General features: G+C 61.6%; 17 protein-coding genes and 1 tRNA gene. 6 read left to right on the top strand and 12 right to left on the bottom strand.

Annotated features, from left to right (window positions below; all coding sequences use genetic code 11):
- Positions 1–3: 3 nt before the first annotated feature.
- Complete coding sequence (gene scpB / locus ABMC88_RS10750; RefSeq protein WP_349576884.1) at positions 4–660, top strand: SMC-Scp complex subunit ScpB; 657 nt, start codon at positions 4–6, stop codon at positions 658–660.
- Positions 661–722: 62 nt separating this feature from the next.
- The gene (locus tag ABMC88_RS10745; protein WP_349576883.1) at positions 723–974 is read left to right on the top strand and encodes a hypothetical protein; all 252 of its coding nucleotides are present in this window, start codon (positions 723–725) and stop codon (positions 972–974) included.
- 75 nt (positions 975–1,049) lie between these two features.
- Here the strand turns inward: ABMC88_RS10745 and ABMC88_RS10740 are convergent, their stop codons facing one another.
- The 8 genes from ABMC88_RS10740 to ABMC88_RS10705 all read right to left on the bottom strand — a co-directional run bounded on the left by ABMC88_RS10740 (position 1,050) and on the right by ABMC88_RS10705 (position 7,720).
- On the bottom strand, positions 1,050–2,126 hold the full coding sequence (locus ABMC88_RS10740; RefSeq protein ID WP_349576882.1) for a 2'-deoxycytidine 5'-triphosphate deaminase: 1,077 nt from the start codon (positions 2,124–2,126) through the stop codon (positions 1,050–1,052).
- A 78-nt stretch (positions 2,127–2,204) separates the two neighbouring features.
- A tRNA-Pro gene (locus ABMC88_RS10735) sits at positions 2,205–2,281 on the bottom strand.
- A 69-nt stretch (positions 2,282–2,350) separates the two neighbouring features.
- Positions 2,351–4,276: a MerR family transcriptional regulator gene (locus tag ABMC88_RS10730; protein WP_349576881.1), complete on the bottom strand. Its 1,926-nt coding sequence runs from the start codon at positions 4,274–4,276 to the stop codon at positions 2,351–2,353.
- Positions 4,277–4,280: 4 nt separating this feature from the next.
- Positions 4,281–4,583, bottom strand: coding sequence for an integration host factor subunit alpha (ihfA, locus tag ABMC88_RS10725; RefSeq protein WP_349576880.1), 303 nt, complete (start codon positions 4,581–4,583; stop codon positions 4,281–4,283).
- Between the two features lie 95 nt (positions 4,584–4,678).
- Entirely contained in the window at positions 4,679–5,650 is a 972-nt protein-coding gene (locus ABMC88_RS10720) for a beta-ketoacyl-ACP synthase III (protein WP_349576879.1), read from the bottom strand.
- Positions 5,647–6,723, bottom strand: a complete 1,077-nt coding sequence (plsX, locus tag ABMC88_RS10715) for a phosphate acyltransferase PlsX (RefSeq protein WP_349576878.1) — start codon at positions 6,721–6,723, stop codon at positions 5,647–5,649. The genes ABMC88_RS10720 and plsX overlap by 4 nt, the downstream gene beginning before the upstream one ends.
- Before the next feature lie 40 nt (positions 6,724–6,763).
- Positions 6,764–6,970, bottom strand: a complete 207-nt coding sequence (rpmF, locus tag ABMC88_RS10710) for a 50S ribosomal protein L32 (RefSeq protein WP_349576877.1) — start codon at positions 6,968–6,970, stop codon at positions 6,764–6,766.
- 195 nt (positions 6,971–7,165) lie between these two features.
- Entirely contained in the window at positions 7,166–7,720 is a 555-nt protein-coding gene (locus ABMC88_RS10705) for a YceD family protein (RefSeq protein ID WP_349576876.1), read from the bottom strand.
- A 90-nt stretch (positions 7,721–7,810) separates the two neighbouring features.
- Here ABMC88_RS10705 and ABMC88_RS10700 point away from each other — a divergent pair, with 90 nt between their 5' ends.
- The 3 genes from ABMC88_RS10700 to ABMC88_RS10690 are packed head-to-tail and all read left to right on the top strand — an operon-like array spanning position 7,811 to position 10,875.
- The gene (locus tag ABMC88_RS10700; RefSeq protein WP_349576875.1) at positions 7,811–8,266 is read left to right on the top strand and encodes an outer membrane protein assembly factor BamE; all 456 of its coding nucleotides are present in this window, start codon (positions 7,811–7,813) and stop codon (positions 8,264–8,266) included.
- A gap of 36 nt (positions 8,267–8,302) precedes the next feature.
- Entirely contained in the window at positions 8,303–9,019 is a 717-nt protein-coding gene (locus ABMC88_RS10695; protein ID WP_349576874.1) for a GNAT family N-acyltransferase, read from the top strand.
- A gap of 47 nt (positions 9,020–9,066) precedes the next feature.
- On the top strand, positions 9,067–10,875 hold the full coding sequence (locus ABMC88_RS10690; RefSeq protein ID WP_349576873.1) for an ABC-F family ATP-binding cassette domain-containing protein: 1,809 nt from the start codon (positions 9,067–9,069) through the stop codon (positions 10,873–10,875).
- Between the two features lie 73 nt (positions 10,876–10,948).
- Here ABMC88_RS10690 and ABMC88_RS10685 read toward each other — a convergent pair whose 3' ends face one another.
- Positions 10,949–11,764 carry a GNAT family N-acetyltransferase gene (locus ABMC88_RS10685; RefSeq protein WP_349576872.1) on the bottom strand — a complete coding sequence of 272 codons (816 nt, stop codon included), beginning with the start codon at positions 11,762–11,764 and terminating at the stop codon, positions 10,949–10,951.
- Positions 11,765–11,799: 35 nt separating this feature from the next.
- Positions 11,800–13,050 carry a tyrosine--tRNA ligase gene (gene tyrS / locus ABMC88_RS10680; RefSeq protein WP_349576871.1) on the bottom strand — a complete coding sequence of 417 codons (1,251 nt, stop codon included), beginning with the start codon at positions 13,048–13,050 and terminating at the stop codon, positions 11,800–11,802.
- Positions 13,051–13,116: 66 nt separating this feature from the next.
- Here tyrS and ABMC88_RS10675 point away from each other — a divergent pair, with 66 nt between their 5' ends.
- Positions 13,117–14,229 (top strand): anhydro-N-acetylmuramic acid kinase, encoded by a 1,113-nt coding sequence (locus ABMC88_RS10675; protein WP_349576870.1) that lies wholly within the window; start codon positions 13,117–13,119, stop codon positions 14,227–14,229.
- A gap of 76 nt (positions 14,230–14,305) precedes the next feature.
- On the opposite strand, the gene ABMC88_RS10670 is transcribed toward ABMC88_RS10675, so the two are convergent.
- Together ABMC88_RS10670 and ABMC88_RS10665 are read right to left on the bottom strand one after the other, a co-directional pair.
- Positions 14,306–14,611 carry a hypothetical protein gene (locus ABMC88_RS10670; RefSeq protein ID WP_349576869.1) on the bottom strand — a complete coding sequence of 102 codons (306 nt, stop codon included), beginning with the start codon at positions 14,609–14,611 and terminating at the stop codon, positions 14,306–14,308.
- Positions 14,608–15,156, bottom strand: a complete 549-nt coding sequence (locus ABMC88_RS10665) for a GNAT family N-acetyltransferase (RefSeq protein WP_349576868.1) — start codon at positions 15,154–15,156, stop codon at positions 14,608–14,610. The genes ABMC88_RS10670 and ABMC88_RS10665 overlap by 4 nt, the downstream gene beginning before the upstream one ends.
- Positions 15,157–15,158: the final 2 nt, after the last annotated feature.

Genomic DNA, 15,158 nt, shown 5'->3' with positions numbered 1-15,158 from the left:
ATCATGTCGGAAGAAATTGAAGACAAAGAAGAAAGCCTGTTTGAGGCCCCGCCAATGGCCGAACAGGAGCGCATGATCGAAGCGGTCCTTTTCGCCAGCGCCGAACCCGTCACGATCAAAGACCTGACAGACCGTATGCCCCATGGATGCGACGCGGCCGAGGCGATGGTCCATGTCCGCAAACGCTATGACGGGCGCGGCGTGCAGGTGATGAAGATCGGCGACGCTTACGCACTGCGCACGGCGGCCGACCTTGGCTATCTTATGCAAAAAGAAACTGTGGAGGTCCGCAAACTCTCCCGCGCCGCGATCGAAACACTGGCCATCATCGCCTACCACCAGCCCGTCACACGCGCCGAGATTGAGGAAATCCGCGGTGTCTCGGTCTCTCGCGGCACCGTCGATCAGCTGCTCGAGTTGGAATGGATCCGCTTTGGCCGCCGCAAAATGACACCGGGCCGCCCCGTCACCTTCGTTGTGACCGAAGGTTTCCTCGATCACTTCGGTCTCGAAAACGCCCGTGATCTGCCCGGCTTGAAAGAACTCCGTTCCGCTGGCCTGCTGGAAAACCGTCCGCCGCTTGGCATGATGCCCCAAGCGGGCGATGGCGAGGACGAGCCTGAAACCACCGAAGGCCAAAGCGAACTTTTTGAGGATTGATCCCCAAAAATGCCGCAATTGTCGCTATACTGGGAACAAACAACCTCCATGAGGGATACAATATGAACCAGATCATCAACATGATTTTCCGGCAGGTCATGCGCAAACTGCTGAATAAAGGGATCGACGCTGGCTTTAACAAAGCCGCCGCCATGCGCAGCCCGCGCCCCGATGACCACGGCGATGCCGTGAACAACGGCCAAAGCAAACAAGAAATCCGCGCCGCACGCCGCGCCAAACGCGAGAACGGCGGGCAGGGTGCAAGGCAAGCCAAACAAGCCATGAAAGTAGCCCGCCGCATGGGCCGCATGTAGCCTATTTTTCTGGCTAAAAATTCTCTGAGTGAATTGGCACAAAGCGCCAAAGGGGCAGCGCCCCCATCAGGCCCCTCAGGGGGCCTTGAAATGCTTCGACAGCTTCAGCCCTTGACCCTGATAGTTTGACGCAATCCCCGCGCCATACAGCTGCGTTGGCGCTTCCATCATCCGCTCGTACACCAACCGTCCCACGATTTGCCCGTGCTCCAGAACAAAAGGGGCTTCGTGACAGCGCACTTCCAACACCCCCCGTGATCCGGCACCGCCTGCGGCGTCATGGCCAAAGCCAGGGTCAAAGAATCCCGCATAATGCACGCGGAATTCACCGACCATCGCCAGATAGGGCGCCATTTCGGCGGCGAAATCGGGCGGGATCGTCACCGCCTCGCGGCTGACCAGAATATAAAACGCACCGGGGTCCAGAATGATCTGCCCGTTGTCGCTGTGCACTTCTTCCCAGTATTCACGCGGCGCGTATTCGCCGATGCGGTCCAGATCAATCACGCCTGTATGCGGCTTTGCGCGGTATCCCACCAGCGTGGTCCCCGCCAGCTTCAGATCGACCGAAAAGCCCAAACCCTCGTCGATCACCGCATCGCCGTTTACCAGCGGTGTCTGCGCATGAAGCGCACGCAGGGCCTCATCGCTGAGGGCTGCGTTCCCAGTCCCAAACCGTATCTGGTTCAGCCGCATCCCCGGCCGCACCAGAACGCTGAACGAGCGTGGGCAAATCTCGGCATAAAGCGGGCCTTTGTAGCCGGCAGTGATGCGGTCAAACTCGGTCCCGCCATCGGTGATCGTGCGGGTCAGCAGGTCCAGCCGTCCGGTCGAGCTTTTGGCGTTGGCCACAGCCGTCATATCCTCGGGCAGGGCCAGATGCTCCATCAGCGGCACAACATAAACCGCGCCTTTTTCCAGCACGGCGCCTTGAGTCAGGTCGATGCGGTGCATCTCGAACTCTTGCAGACGGTCGGTAACCGACCGGCCATGCCCCGCCAGAAACGAGGCCCGCACGCGGTAGGCGACAGTGCCCAGCCGCAAATCAAGGCTCGCCGGTTGGATTTGCGCAGGATCAATCGCGGGCTCTGCTGAAATCACACCATCCGCAATCATCGCCTCAAGCTGTTGGTTGGGAATTACACCGGGCATGGGCTGTCCTTCTGGCTGTCTACCTTAGATGCACAAAACGCCCGCACCTGAGTGGATGCGAGCGTTTTGAGTATGTCGTGGTCGGGCTAGCAGGACTCGAACCTGCGACCTTCCGTCCCCCAGACGGACGCGCTACCAGGCTGCGCCATAGCCCGACATGAGCGCTTTCATACCGCATAAACCCACGTGTGCAAGAGGCAATTGCATCCATTTGCCGCCCGTATTCAGAATTTTGGCGCGACCGCCCCACGGCGCGCTGCCATACGGTCGCGCAACGCCGAGAGTTGATCGAGCAACGGGGCTATTTTCCGTGCAGTTTCGTCATCAATGCTTGAGGCGTGATGCACACGGGTCAGTGTCGCTGCCTCGGCATGGATCTCGGCTTCCGGCATGATATCAGGCATGCCTATGTCGCGTGGTTTGGGTGCAGGTTCTGGCTCGGGCGCAGGTTCCTGCGCTGCTGCTGCTGCTGCGATCTCCTCGGGCGCTTGCTCTGCAGCAGGGTCCTGAGTTTCTGCCACAGGCTCGGACGTTTCTGGCGCGTCTTCCTGCGGAGCAGGGGTGTCGGCTTGCTCTGCTGGTCTGTGCATGAAGGAAGGCAGAGCAGCGGGCGCAGCCTCGTCGCTTGGTGCGGCTTCATCCCCGGTCGGTGCATCCTCATCCGACTGTTGCGCGTCGGTCGTTGGCGCATCGGCTGGGGTGGCGTCCTCAGGCGCGGCCACCATCGGCGCAGGGGCCTCCGCTTCAATCGGTCCCGCTTCGTCGTCATGCGCGGCGGCCACGGGGTCGACCACTGCCTCTTCCAATGGCGTATCAGCGGGGGCGTCTGCAGTGTCTGGTTCTGCTGCTACGTCCTCTTCGGTTTGCTTAGGTGTTTCTGCCGTGAGTTCATCATCCGCGTCAGTCTGTTCCAGAGGCGTCGATGTAGTGGTTTCAACCGCATCCGAAGTGTCGGGTTCCGGAGTTGCTTCTTCGGGCGTCACAGGTGTTTCGGCGGGGACTTCACCATCTGTGGCACTTTGTTCCGCAGGCGGCGGTGTGGCTGCGTCATTCGCATCTGATGTGCCTTCGGGGGCGGGGTCCGTTACCGGCTCCTCGATCTGCGAAGGGGCCTCGTCATGCCGGGCCTCTTCCGCCACGGGCGCGGCAGCCTCTGTGTCAGGCTCCACAGCGGGTTCTGTAACTGTTTCGGCTTCTTCCGCAGGCTGCGGGCCTGAAAGGCTTGGCTGGTCTTGCGGCTCGGCGGAGCGGTTGTCGTTTGTTGCGGACGGCTGAGGTTCTGTGTCGTCTGGCGCTGTCTGATTTTCGGCGTCAGCAGTGGGCGCAGGCGCGTCGAACAGGCCGGGCTCTGGCGCGGTTACGGGGGCGGCCACCGCGTCTGGCGTTGCGGGGGGGGCCGCCTGAACATCCTGCTCTGACAGGGGGGCGTCTGCCGCCGCAACGGGGTCATCTTCAGTTTGCGGCTTTGGCGTGGGATGGGACGCATCCGGTTGCGCTGTGCCTTCGGGCGCAGGCTCTGGTTGCGGCGGGGCCGAGAGCGTCGGTTCCTCGGCTACATCTGGCGCGTCCACCGAGGGCGTGTCTGCTGTTGCCTGCAGTTCTTCCTCGGGCTTGCTCGGGGGGGCGGATGCAAGTGCTTGGGGGATTTCGGGCGCTTCGGCCGCGACCTCTTTGACGGGCTGTTCAGGTGCGTCCTCAGGCTCCGCTACGGGAGCGGTGTCCTTTGGCGGTGCTTCGGTTGGTGCCTCTACAGGAGCGGCTTCTTTCGGAGCCTCAAAGGGCAGAACAACGGCTTCGGGCTCCGGCGCGGGCTTTGGTGCGGGTTTGACGCCGACAGGAATGGCCTGCTCGAACTTGGCCTGCATTTCAGCATCGTCCAGAGGCATCGACAGGCTGGCCACATGGCTCATGCCTTCTTCGCGCAGGATCTTCTGCACGCCTTTGATTGTCAGGCCGTCTTCGTGCAACAGCTGTTTGATCCCGCCCAGCAACAACATATCGGCGGGGCGGTAGTACCGCCGCCCACCGGCGCGCTTGATCGGCTTCACTTGTGTGAATTTGCTTTCCCAGAACCGCAGGACATGCGCCTGAATGCCAAGCCAGTCGGCAACTTCGGAGATGGTGCGAAACGCGTCGGGGGATTTTGGCATGTGCTCAGGACTTGTTGCCGTCCGCCACACGGTCCTTCATCAGATGCGAAGGGCGAAATGTCAGGACGCGGCGCGGGTTAATCGGCACTTCTTCACCCGTCTTGGGGTTGCGGCCCACGCGGGCAGACTTGTCGCGGGTCGAGAAGGTGCCGAAGGACGAAATCTTGACCTGCTCGCCACGCACCAACGCATCGGACATTTCTTCCAGAACAGTCTCTACCAATTGGGCGCTCTCGTTGCGCGAAAGCCCAACCTCGCGAAAGACAGCTTCGCTAAGATCCATGCGTGTCAGTGTGTTGCTAGTCATAGTTTACCCCATTGTTTTATTGGACTTTGGCCAGCTTGGGGCTTCAAGTCAAGACAATGACCCGATTTATACCAGCAGATTTTCGCTGGGGCGGCTTACCAACGCAGGACTACCGCGCCCCATGCCAGACCGCCGCCAATGGCTTCGGTCACCAGCAGATCACCCTGTTTGATCTGGCCGCGGGCAACACCCACAGACAGTGCAAGCGGGATCGACGCGGCAGAGGTGTTGCCGTGGTCTTGTACCGTCACCACAACCTTGTCCATCGGCAGGCCCAGCTTTTTGGCAGTGCCCTGAATGATGCGGATGTTGGCCTGATGTGGAACGATCCAGTCGACATCGGTGCTGTCTACGCCTGCGCGGTCCATGGCGGTGTTGGCTGTCGCACTCAGCTTTTCGACGGCGTGGCGGAAAACCTGATTGCCCTGCATCCGCAGATACCCCGAGGTCCCGGTCGAGACGCCGCCATCGACGTACAACAGCTCGCGGTGGGTGCCGTCGGAATTGAGGTCGGTGGACAGGATGCCGCGATCGTCTGTGCCGCCCGCGCCTGCTTGGGCTTCCAGCAAGACAGCGCCTGCGCCATCGCCGAACAGCACGCAGGTGCTGCGGTCGGTCCAATCCATGATCTTGCTGAAGGTTTCCGACCCGATGACCATCACCCGCTTGGCCTGACCCGACAGGATCAGCGCGTTCGCATTGCTGAGCGCAAAGACAAAGCCCGCACAAACCGCTTGAATATCAAAGGCAAAGCCGCCCTTCATGCCCAATTGCGCCTGCACCATCGTGGCCGCCGAGGGAAAGGTCAGATCAGCGGTCGAGGTGGCAACAATCACAGCGTCTATGTCATCTGCGCTCAGGCCTGCCATCTTGAGGGCGGCATTGGCAGCAGCGGTGGCCATTGTCGATGTCGTCTCGCCTTCCGAGGCGAAGTGGCGGCGCTCGATCCCCGATCTTGAGCGGATCCATTCGTCATTGGTGTCCAGCGTCGCCTCGAATTCGGCGTTTTCGACTACGCGGGACGGTAGATAATGCCCCACACCCTTTACAACGGCACGAACTGTCATTGGGCTGCTGGCTCCTCATGGGGCAGGGCGGCGGCAACGCGTGCGGCCAGTTTGTCATTAAATCCGTTTTCGGCCAGTTGCGCGGCAAGTTTGATCGCGGCCGAAACGCCCGTGGCATCCGCACCGCCATGGGATTTTACCACGGTTCCGTTCAGCCCCAGAAACACACCGCCATTCACGCGACGCGGGTCGATCTTTTTGCGCAACCGCATCAGCGAAGTATAGGCCACGAGCGAGGCGATTTTCGACAGGATCGAGTATTTGAACGCTTCGCGCAGGCGCTGGCCAATCAGGCTGGCTGTGCCTTCCCCCGTCTTGATCGCGACATTGCCTGTAAACCCGTCGGTGACAATCACATCCGCCGTATTGCCGGAAATATCGCCGCCCTCAACAAATCCTACAAATTCGTAGCCGCCGCTGTCGCTGTGATCGCGAATCAGATCAAAGGCGTCCTTCAGCTCGGCGCGGCCCTTGTGTTCTTCGGTCCCGACATTGAGCAGGCCCACACGCGGGCGCGGGATGTCCATGCCGTTGCGCGCATAGGACATGCCCATCAACGCATAGCGCAAAAGGTCGTCCGCATCAGCGCGAATATCGGCGCCCACGTCCAGCAGCACGTTGAACCCCTGCGCATTGGATGAAGGATACAGCACTGCAATCGCGGGGCGGTTCACGCCCTCCAGCTTACGCAGGCGGATCATGCTGACAGCCATCAGCGCGCCCGTGTTGCCGCAGGACACGGCAACCGGCGCCTCGCCACTGCGCACGGATTCGACTGCAGACCACATCGAGGTGTCCTTGCCGGTGCGTACAACCTGACTGGGCTTGTCCTCCATGCTGACCACACCTGTGGCGTCGCGGAAATCGGTGCGGTCGGCCAATTCGGGGTGTTTGGCGACAAGGCTACGCAGCTCGGCCTCTGGGCCGTGCAGGATGAATGCGATGTCAGGATTTGCTTTGGCCGAAATGAGACAGCCGGCAACCACAGCTGCCGGCCCTTCGTCACCCCCCATCGCATCGACCGAGATGAGGGTGCGGGCAGTCGCTGGTGTCTGATCGGTCGGGGCCGTCATGCCGTGCGAATGCCTTTAGTTGTTACCTATTCGGCGCAGCTTATGCTGCGTCGTCTTCGAGATCAATCTCGTCGACCTGTGCAACAACTTCTTTGTCTGCGTAGTGGCCACATGCCGAACATACGTGGTGTGGGCGCTTCAGCTCACCGCAGTTTGTGCACTCGTTCGGGTTCGCTGCGGTCAGCGAATCGTGAGAGCGGCGGTTGTTGCGGCGCGATTTGGAGACTTTATTCTGCTGGACAGCCATGTCTGGTGCCTTTGTATTCGGGGCCGTGTCGCACATATCGGATGCGCGGGGCCGAGTTTCGGATGAATCCCTCAGGGGGCGTAGCGTGCGTTTAGGCAAGTGCTGCGTGCTTGTCCAACCCTATTTCAGGTCCTGCGCGGAAAATACTGTGAAAATCCACGCCGACACGCCGTTTTTCGCCGTCTTTGGCGCGGTTCAGTCGTTTTCCGATCCGCCCAGCTGCTGTTTGAGCGCGGCAAGCCCTGCAAAAGGGCGGGCTTGTTCATCTGTCATGGCCTCTTTGCCGGGTTCGGTGACGCGCACGGTCTTGGCTTCGGCACCATCGGCGCGCGGATAGGCGGGCAAAGCAAGGGCCAGCTCTTCCTCCATCACGATTGCGGGATCAATCCAGACGCCTAGCCGCTCTACACTATCGTCTTCGGGCATCTCGATCTCGGGCTCGTCCGCATCGGTCAGATCGCGCACAAAGACGCGCATGACTTGGGTTTCGACGCGGGTGGTCACGGGTTCCAGCGTGACAACGCAGGGCTGCACAACCGTGGCCCCCAGCCGCCCCTTTAACTGCCAATCGGCAGCGCCCACAGGGCTTAGCGTGCCCTCAAAGCTGAGCTTGCGCAGGGCAGAGAGGTCAAACACTTCTATCAGTCGCGCCAGTTCTTCGGCGTCAGGGCGCAGCGAAAAGGCCGTGGGCGTGGATTGCGACAACGACGAGACGCGCAAGGCGGTGGGGCTGGGAGCGGTTGCAGACATGAGGTGGGGTGCTTTCGTTTCTTGAACCATAGGGCGCATTTGGTATAAGCGAGATAAAAGCCAAGCAGGCTAAGGGCAAGGGGCAGCACGATGGGTATCTACAACTTCACACGGCACACGGGGCTTGTGATCGCGTTGGCGGCTGGTCTTGGTGCCTGTTCCCCGCAATATGCCAACCACGGTTATATCCCGCCCGCCGAGGATCTGGAGCAGATCACCGTGGGCGTTGATACCCGCGCCTCTGTTGAAGAAGCGATCGGCACGCCCTCTACGGCGGGTGTGGTGAATGACAGCGGGTTTTATTACGTCCGCAGCCGCCGCCGCACTTTTGGCGCGCTGGCCCCCAAAGAGATCGAGCGTCAGGTACTGGCCATCAGCTTTGACTCAGCAGGCGTTGTCACCAACGTCGAGCGTTTCGGGCTGGAGCGTGGGCAGGTTGTGCCGCTGGCGCGCCGTGTGACAACGTCTGGCGTGGGCAATCCCGGTTTCTTGAAGCAACTGCTGGGCAACCTTGGCCGCTTTAGCCCCGGTGGCCTTGCGGGCTAGGCCACGGGCGGTGCCTGTCTGGACAGATCAGATCACATGACCCCCCTGACAAAGGGCAAATATACCGTGCGCGGCGCAAGCGGCCCTCGGGATATGGCGCAGGTGTTCGAGCTGCGGCGATTGTGTTTCGGGGCTGTGGGTGCGCAGGCGGATGCGTTTGATGCAACCTGTGAACAGGGTGTTGTGGTGCTGGACGACGATGTCGTTGCGGCGTTTCGTATCAATATCATGCAGCCGTGCGACATCGAAGACACCTATGCCGCACAATACTACGTCCTTTCACCTTTGCACGCGGTCACGGGCCCGCTACTGGAGCTGGGGCGCTTTTGCATCCATCCCGACCACACCGATCCCGACATTTTGCGTATCGCGTGGGCGGCACTGACGGCCTTGGTTGATGCGCGGGGGATTACGATGCTGTTTGGCTGCGCCTCGTTCGAGGGAACGTTGACCGCGCCTTACAGCGATGCCTTTGGACTGCTCAAGGCGCGTCATCTGGCGCCCGAAGCGCTGATGCCAAAGGTGCGGGCAGGGGAGGTCTATGAATACGCGGCCTTGCTGCACGGGAAGCCCGATCTGGCCCGCGCACAGGCTGCAATGCCGCCTTTGTTGCGCAGTTATCTGATGATGGGCGGCTGGGTCAGCGACCACGCGGTGATCGACCGCGTCATGAATACGCTGCATGTCTTCACCGCCGTACAGATCAACGCGATCCCGCCTGCGCGTAAAAAGCTGCTGCGCGCACTGGTCTGAGTGCGCTTGTGATTGACCTTGCCGCGTCCGCGCAGTAGGCGGACAGCATGGCACGCGCACCCCTTCTCCAACTCTCCGACATCGCCCTCACATTTGGCGGCGATCCCGTATTCGAAGACCTGTCATTGGTCATCCAACAAGGCGACCGTCTGGCGCTTGTCGGGCGCAATGGCTCCGGCAAATCGACGCTGATGAAGGTCATGGCCGGATTGGTCGAGGCTGACAGCGGCGACATCACCGCAGGGCCGGGGGTGAGCGTCGGCTATATGGAGCAAGACCCCGATCTGACGGGGTTCGAGACGCTGGGCGATTTTGCCTCTCACGGTCTGGAACCCGGCGAGCTGTATAAGGTCGAGCGTGCAGGCGAAGGGCTCAAATTCGATCCGGCGCGTCCCGTGGCCACCGCATCGGGGGGCGAACGCCGCCGTGCCGCTTTGGCCCGCCTGATGGCGTTGGAGCCCGAGCTGATGCTGCTCGATGAGCCGACGAACCATTTGGACATCGAAGCGATTGCATGGCTTGAGGGCGAGCTGAAGTCGACCCGCGCCGCCTATCTGATCATCTCGCACGACCGTGCGTTCCTGAACGCGCTGACCCGTGCGACCCTGTGGATCGACCGTGGCGCTGTGCGCCGCCAAGAGATCGGCTTTCAGGGATTCGAGGCGTGGCGTGACCAGATCTGGGAAGAAGAGGACATGCAGCGTCACAAGCTGAACCGCAAGATCAAGGCGGAGGCGCGGTGGGCTGTTGAGGGGATCTCGGCACGGCGCAAGCGCAACCAGGGCCGCGTGCGGGCGTTGCAGGAACTCCGCGCCGAACGTGCGGGCCAGATCAAACGCCAAGGCACGGCAGCCATGGCGCTCGAGGCAGGGCCAAAATCCGGCCGCAAGGTCATGGAAGCGGACAAGATTACAAAGGCTTACGGCGACAAGGTGATCTTGCGTGATTTCTCGCTCACCGTGAACCGTGGGGACCGTATCGCGCTGGTGGGGCCGAACGGTGTGGGCAAAACCACGCTGCTGAATATGCTGATCGGCAAGGAACAGCCCGACAGTGGCACGATCAAGCTGGGCACCAATCTGGCGCTGGCCCTGTTCGATCAGGCGCGGGCGCAGCTGGATGGCGATATGACCCTGTGGGACAGTCTGACAGGCGATCCCGAGATGCGGGTCAGCGGCAAGGCGGACCAAGTGCTGGTGCGCGGCAACCCTAAACACGTTGTTGGCTATCTCAAAGAGTTCCTCTTTGACGAAGCGCAGGCCCGTGCGCCTGTGCGGTCGCTTTCGGGCGGTGAAAAGGCGCGGCTGTTGCTGGCGAAACTCATGGCACGCGAAAGCAACCTGCTGGTGCTCGACGAGCCGACAAACGATCTGGACGTCGAAACCCTTGACCTGATGCAGGAGTTGCTGGGCAGCTATGACGGCACCGTCATTCTGGTCAGCCACGACCGTGACTTTCTGGACCGTGTGGCCGCCACGACCATCGCTATGGAAGGCGACGGGCGGGCGACCGTCTATGCAGGTGGGTGGAGCGATTATCTGGCGCAGCGCGGGATGGAAGATTTCAGCGAAAGCGTCGTGAAGTCCAAGACCTCTGCGCCCAAAGCCAGCAAAGAGGCCAAGCCGCAAAAGGGCCTCAGCTTTACTGAAAAGCACCGGTTGGAAGCACTGCCTGCCGAGATCGAGCGGATCAACGCAGAGATTGGCAAGCTGGAGGAATTGCTGGGCGATCCCGCGCTTTTCACCGAGCAGCCTGCGAAATTCCAGAAGGCCAGCGACGCGCTGGTCCAGCGCCACGAAAAGCTGAGCAATGCCGAAGAAGAATGGCTGATGCTGGAAGAAAAAGCAGCCGAGTAGGCGCACCACGCCCGCAGCGAGAGAAAATTATTCCAATAATTTTCGCCGGAATTTTCAAAAATTCCGTTCCCCGTCAGCGCGCGTGCGCCCAAGGCCGCCACCGTAGCCATGTCCCGCCCGTAGGCACCGCCTGCGCCCCGGCGCGGCGTTTGAACCGATCAATCTGCGGCGTGGTACCAGACCCAAGGTCAAGCGAAGTTGTCCCACGGGTGGCAAGCACCTTCATCGCCTCCCAAAGCAGCAGGTTATGCGCATGATGGGCGCGGCCTTCCTGCGTGCTGTGCCCGATGTGATAGGTCGCGCAGCCGCCATGGGTCAAAAACAACATATGCGCGACGGGATGGCCCCGCAGCAGGGCCGTAAACAGATGTGTCCGATCAGGCGCTAGCTGCGCGAACGCGGCGGTCAGTGACATAGGCCAGCCTTGATACCGCCGCGCCTTTGCTTGCGCGGCGTCTAATTCCAACAGCGGATGGTCTGGCGAAAACGGACGGTGCAGAACGCGCAGCGGTCCTGCCTGTGCCTGTCCCAGCTGATGACGCCAGTTTTGATGCAGCATCTTGCGGCGTGTTTGCTCATTCTGGGTCAGATCAACCCGCCAAAGGACGCGGGGTGCAGCGATGCGCAACGCCCCCGTCACAGGTGCCGCCCGTTCGGGGGACAAGATCAGCGGACGGCGGTGCAAGCCCGCCTGCGCCAGTTGCGCCGCCAGGTCATCGGGCGGGGCGGCCCGTGGCAGCATCAGGATTGGAACGCCCAGCACACGGCGGCTGAGCAACAGCAGACCCGAGGGCAGGATCACAGGAAGTTCGCCGCAAAGCCGCAATGCCGCGCCAAACGCGGGGTCTTGCATCAGTGGCAGATCAGGCAGGGGGGCTGCATCAAACATGGCGCGAGCATGCCCGCACCATGGTTAATATCTCGTTAGCCCAACTGCACCAGCGCGTGTCGTTTCTTGCCCGCTGACAGCTTGATCGGAGAGGACAACGCGCCAGCGTCGATCATCATGCCTGCATCCGTCAGGGGGGCATCGTCGATCCGCGCACCGTTTTCGGCGATCAGGCGCTTTGCCTCTTTGCCCGATCCTGCAAGGCCGGACTTCACGATCAGCTGCACAATCGAGATGCCATCGCCCACATCCGCCGCCGACAAGGTCAGCGTGGGCAAGTCATCGCCGACGCCGCCTTTTTCGAACACCTCGCGGGCGGTGGCCGCCGCAGCCGTGGCGGCATCTGTGCCGTGCAACAGCCCCGTGACCTCATTTGCCAGCGTGATCTTGGCCTCGTTAATCTCGGACCCTGCCAGCGCGCCAAGGCGCTCACATTCATTCACGGGCACCTCTGTATAGAGCTTGAGGAACCGGCCCACATCGGCATCCGTGGTATTGCGCCAGAACTGCCAGAACTCGTAAGGCGACAGCATATCGGGGTTCAGCCAGATCGCACCCGCTTGGGATTTGCCCATCTTCTTACCGTCCGACGTTGTCAGCAGGGGCGAGGTCAGGCCGTATACTTCGCCGTCGATCACACGGCGCGTCAGGTCGATACCATTGACGATATTGCCCCATTGATCCGAGCCGCCCATTTGCAGGATACAGCCATAGCGACGGTGCAGCTCCATAAAGTCATAGGCTTGCAAGATCATGTAGTTGAATTCGAGGAAGGACAACGATTGCTCACGGTCCAGACGCGATTTGACGGATTCAAACGAGAGCATCCGGTTGATGCTGAAATGCCGCCCGATGTCGCGCAGGAAGTCGAGGTAGTTCAGCTGGTCCAGCCATTCGGCGTTGTTGATCATCAATGCATCTGACGGACCATCACCGTACGTCAGGTAGGCCGAGAACACTTTTTTGATGCCCGCGATGTTATCGTCGATCTGCTCGGGACCCAGCAAGGGACGCTCATCCGCGCGGAAGGACGGATCGCCCACTTTGGTCGTGCCGCCGCCCATCAGGGTGATCGGCTTGCCGCCGGTTTTTTGCAGCCAGCGCAGCATCATGATCTGGATGAGCGAGCCTACGTGCAGGGACTTCGCCGTGGCGTCAAACCCGATATAGCCCGGTTGCGCGCCTTTGATCAGCGCCTCATCCAAGGCTTGATAGTCGGTGCAATCGGCAAGAAAGCCGCGCTCCATCATAACGGCGATGAAATCTGATTTTGGGTGGTAGGTCATGGCACTTGCCCTCGGGTTTGATTGCAGGGCATCTATAGGGCGGGCGCGGGCAAAGGAAAAGAGACGATGAGCAAGGTCATTGCAAAGACAGGTATGGTTTGGGCTGCGGGGGCGATGTCTGGCACGTCGCTGGACGGGGTCGATGTGGCGGTGCTGCGCACGGATGGCGACGTGATCGAGGGGTTTGGCCGCTCGGACTATCGCAGCTACACGAATGCCGAGAGGGCGGTGATTGCCGCAGGCTTTGGGCTGTGGTCGGGGCCGCAGGTCGAGGCGGCGGCGCAAGTCACGGATGCGGCACATCTGGAGATCTTGGACAGTTTCAAAGACGTCGAGCTGATCGGCTTTCACGGTCAGACGCTGGCCCATGCGCCACGGATGCAAGGCACGTTGCAAGTGGGCAACGGGGCTGCGCTGGCCGATGCGTTGGGCGTGCCCGTGGTTTGGGATTTCCGCAGTGCGGACGTCGAGATGGGCGGCGAGGGCGCACCGCTTGCGCCGTTTTTCCACCACGCCTGTGCGCGGTATATCGGCGCGGCGGAACCTGTGGTGTTCCTGAACCTTGGCGGTGTCGGGAATCTGACGTGGGTCGACCCGAATGTGCCCGAGCCACAGGCGGCAGGCGCTCTGCTGGCCTTTGATACCGGCCCCGCCAATGCGCCGCTGAATGACCTGATGCAGGCGCGGCTGGGGCAGGCCTATGACAAGGACGGGATCGTGGCGCGGGGCGGCACGGTTGAGACCGGTGCGCTGGAGCTGTTTCTGGCCGAGCCGTTCTTTGCCAAAATGCCGCCCAAGTCGCTGGACCGCAACGATTTTGCCGAGATGGTCGCGCTGGTGGAGGAGCTGGCCGATGCCGATGCCGCCGCAACCCTGACGGCCATGTGCGCCGCAGGGGTGGCCGAGGCGATGCAGCATTGCCCCAGCCCCCCGTCCCGCGTGCTGGTGACAGGTGGGGGCCGCCGCAATCCGGTGTTGATGGAAATGCTGCGCGTCTCACTCGATTGTCCCGTGGTGGCGATTGAGGAGGTGGGTCTGGACGGGGATATGCTGGAGGCGCAGGCCTTTGCCTATCTGGCTGTACGTGTGGCGCGGGGGATGCCCACGTCTTGCGCAGGCACCACAGGCGTACGGGCGGCAGTGGGGGGCGGCACGGTGAGCGCACCCGGTAGCACCTGACAGCGCGTGACCTGAAAGTGCGCTACCGCGCAAGACATCTATTAAGGCGCGTGCGTCGCGGCCCTGTTTCGAAGGATCAGCAGGTGATCTGGGACGAAACGAGGTATTTCGCGCCTGCCCAGCTGCGCTTTTTCTCGATGACACATATGGCGTCACCGACGGCGCGGTTGGGGCGGATGCCAGCATAGTCGATCTGTGCGCGTGTCCCGTCCGCCAATGTGACATCCATCTGCCATGTGTCGGGGCCTGCATTCTGCGGGGTGCTGGTGATGGCCGCGACGGTGGCGGGCAGAACCGCATCGCTGCGGGTGGCGGTTTCGACCAGCGCCAGCGTGGTGAGCAGGGCTATGCCTGTCAGGAGAATCATGCGTTTGCGGGTCATTGCGGCAATTCCAGTCTCAGGCTTTGGGGATGTAGAGGTTTTTCGAAAAACACCAACTCGGGCAGGACCTCTGCGGGCATCTCCTGATAGGGGCCGCGCTGGGTGAACCCCAGCCGTGCATACAGCCTGCGGGCAGGGTGCAGCGTGATGTGGGTGTCCAGCACAGCGCGGGCAAAGCCGTCCGTGCGGGCCTGATCCACCAGCGCTGTGCAGATCGCTTCGGCGACACCTTTGCCACGGGCGTCTGCCGTGACAAAGACGCGCTTGATCTCGGATGTGGTGGGGTCCAATGGATGGCTCATCCCGCAGCCCAGCGGCGTGCCCTCTGCATCGCGGGCGAGCATGATGACGCCTTTGGGGCGCGCATGCAGGATGGGCAGACTGTCCATCAGCTCGGCGTATTTCGCATCGGGGTGGAAGGCAGAGGTCACCTCGCGGCTGACATCCGGCAGGGACAGCAGCAGCTTGCGGTAGGCCCAGCAAAGGGCCACCACGTCCGCGATGTCCTGCGGCGTGTCAGCCGCGTGTAACGTGAACTCCGCCACTG

Origin of the sequence: Sulfitobacter aquimarinus (assembly GCF_040149565.1) — a bacterium.
GTDB lineage: Bacteria > Pseudomonadota > Alphaproteobacteria > Rhodobacterales > Rhodobacteraceae > Sulfitobacter > Sulfitobacter aquimarinus.
The sequence above is the reverse complement of the archived record's forward strand: the minus strand, read 5'-3'. Positions and strand labels throughout refer to the sequence as shown.

Excerpts from the sequence above, each read along its gene's own strand:
- scpB (WP_349576884.1), top strand. The coding sequence starts at position 4 with ATGTCGGAAGAAATTGAAGACAAAGAAGAAAGCCTGTTTGAGGCCCCG.
- ABMC88_RS10745 (WP_349576883.1), top strand. The coding sequence starts at position 723 with ATGAACCAGATCATCAACATGATTTTCCGGCAGGTCATGCGCAAACTG.
- ABMC88_RS10740 (WP_349576882.1), bottom strand. The coding sequence starts at position 2,126 with ATGCCCGGTGTAATTCCCAACCAACAGCTTGAGGCGATGATTGCGGAT.
- ABMC88_RS10730 (WP_349576881.1), bottom strand. The coding sequence starts at position 4,276 with ATGCCAAAATCCCCCGACGCGTTTCGCACCATCTCCGAAGTTGCCGAC.
- ihfA (WP_349576880.1), bottom strand. The coding sequence starts at position 4,583 with ATGACTAGCAACACACTGACACGCATGGATCTTAGCGAAGCTGTCTTT.
- ABMC88_RS10720 (WP_349576879.1), bottom strand. The coding sequence starts at position 5,650 with ATGACAGTTCGTGCCGTTGTAAAGGGTGTGGGGCATTATCTACCGTCC.
- plsX (WP_349576878.1), bottom strand. The coding sequence starts at position 6,723 with ATGACGGCCCCGACCGATCAGACACCAGCGACTGCCCGCACCCTCATC.
- rpmF (WP_349576877.1), bottom strand. The coding sequence starts at position 6,970 with ATGGCTGTCCAGCAGAATAAAGTCTCCAAATCGCGCCGCAACAACCGC.
- ABMC88_RS10705 (WP_349576876.1), bottom strand. The coding sequence starts at position 7,720 with ATGTCTGCAACCGCTCCCAGCCCCACCGCCTTGCGCGTCTCGTCGTTG.
- ABMC88_RS10700 (WP_349576875.1), top strand. The coding sequence starts at position 7,811 with ATGGGTATCTACAACTTCACACGGCACACGGGGCTTGTGATCGCGTTG.
- ABMC88_RS10695 (WP_349576874.1), top strand. The coding sequence starts at position 8,303 with ATGACCCCCCTGACAAAGGGCAAATATACCGTGCGCGGCGCAAGCGGC.
- ABMC88_RS10690 (WP_349576873.1), top strand. The coding sequence starts at position 9,067 with ATGGCACGCGCACCCCTTCTCCAACTCTCCGACATCGCCCTCACATTT.
- ABMC88_RS10685 (WP_349576872.1), bottom strand. The coding sequence starts at position 11,764 with ATGTTTGATGCAGCCCCCCTGCCTGATCTGCCACTGATGCAAGACCCC.
- tyrS (WP_349576871.1), bottom strand. The coding sequence starts at position 13,050 with ATGACCTACCACCCAAAATCAGATTTCATCGCCGTTATGATGGAGCGC.
- ABMC88_RS10675 (WP_349576870.1), top strand. The coding sequence starts at position 13,117 with ATGAGCAAGGTCATTGCAAAGACAGGTATGGTTTGGGCTGCGGGGGCG.
- ABMC88_RS10670 (WP_349576869.1), bottom strand. The coding sequence starts at position 14,611 with ATGACCCGCAAACGCATGATTCTCCTGACAGGCATAGCCCTGCTCACC.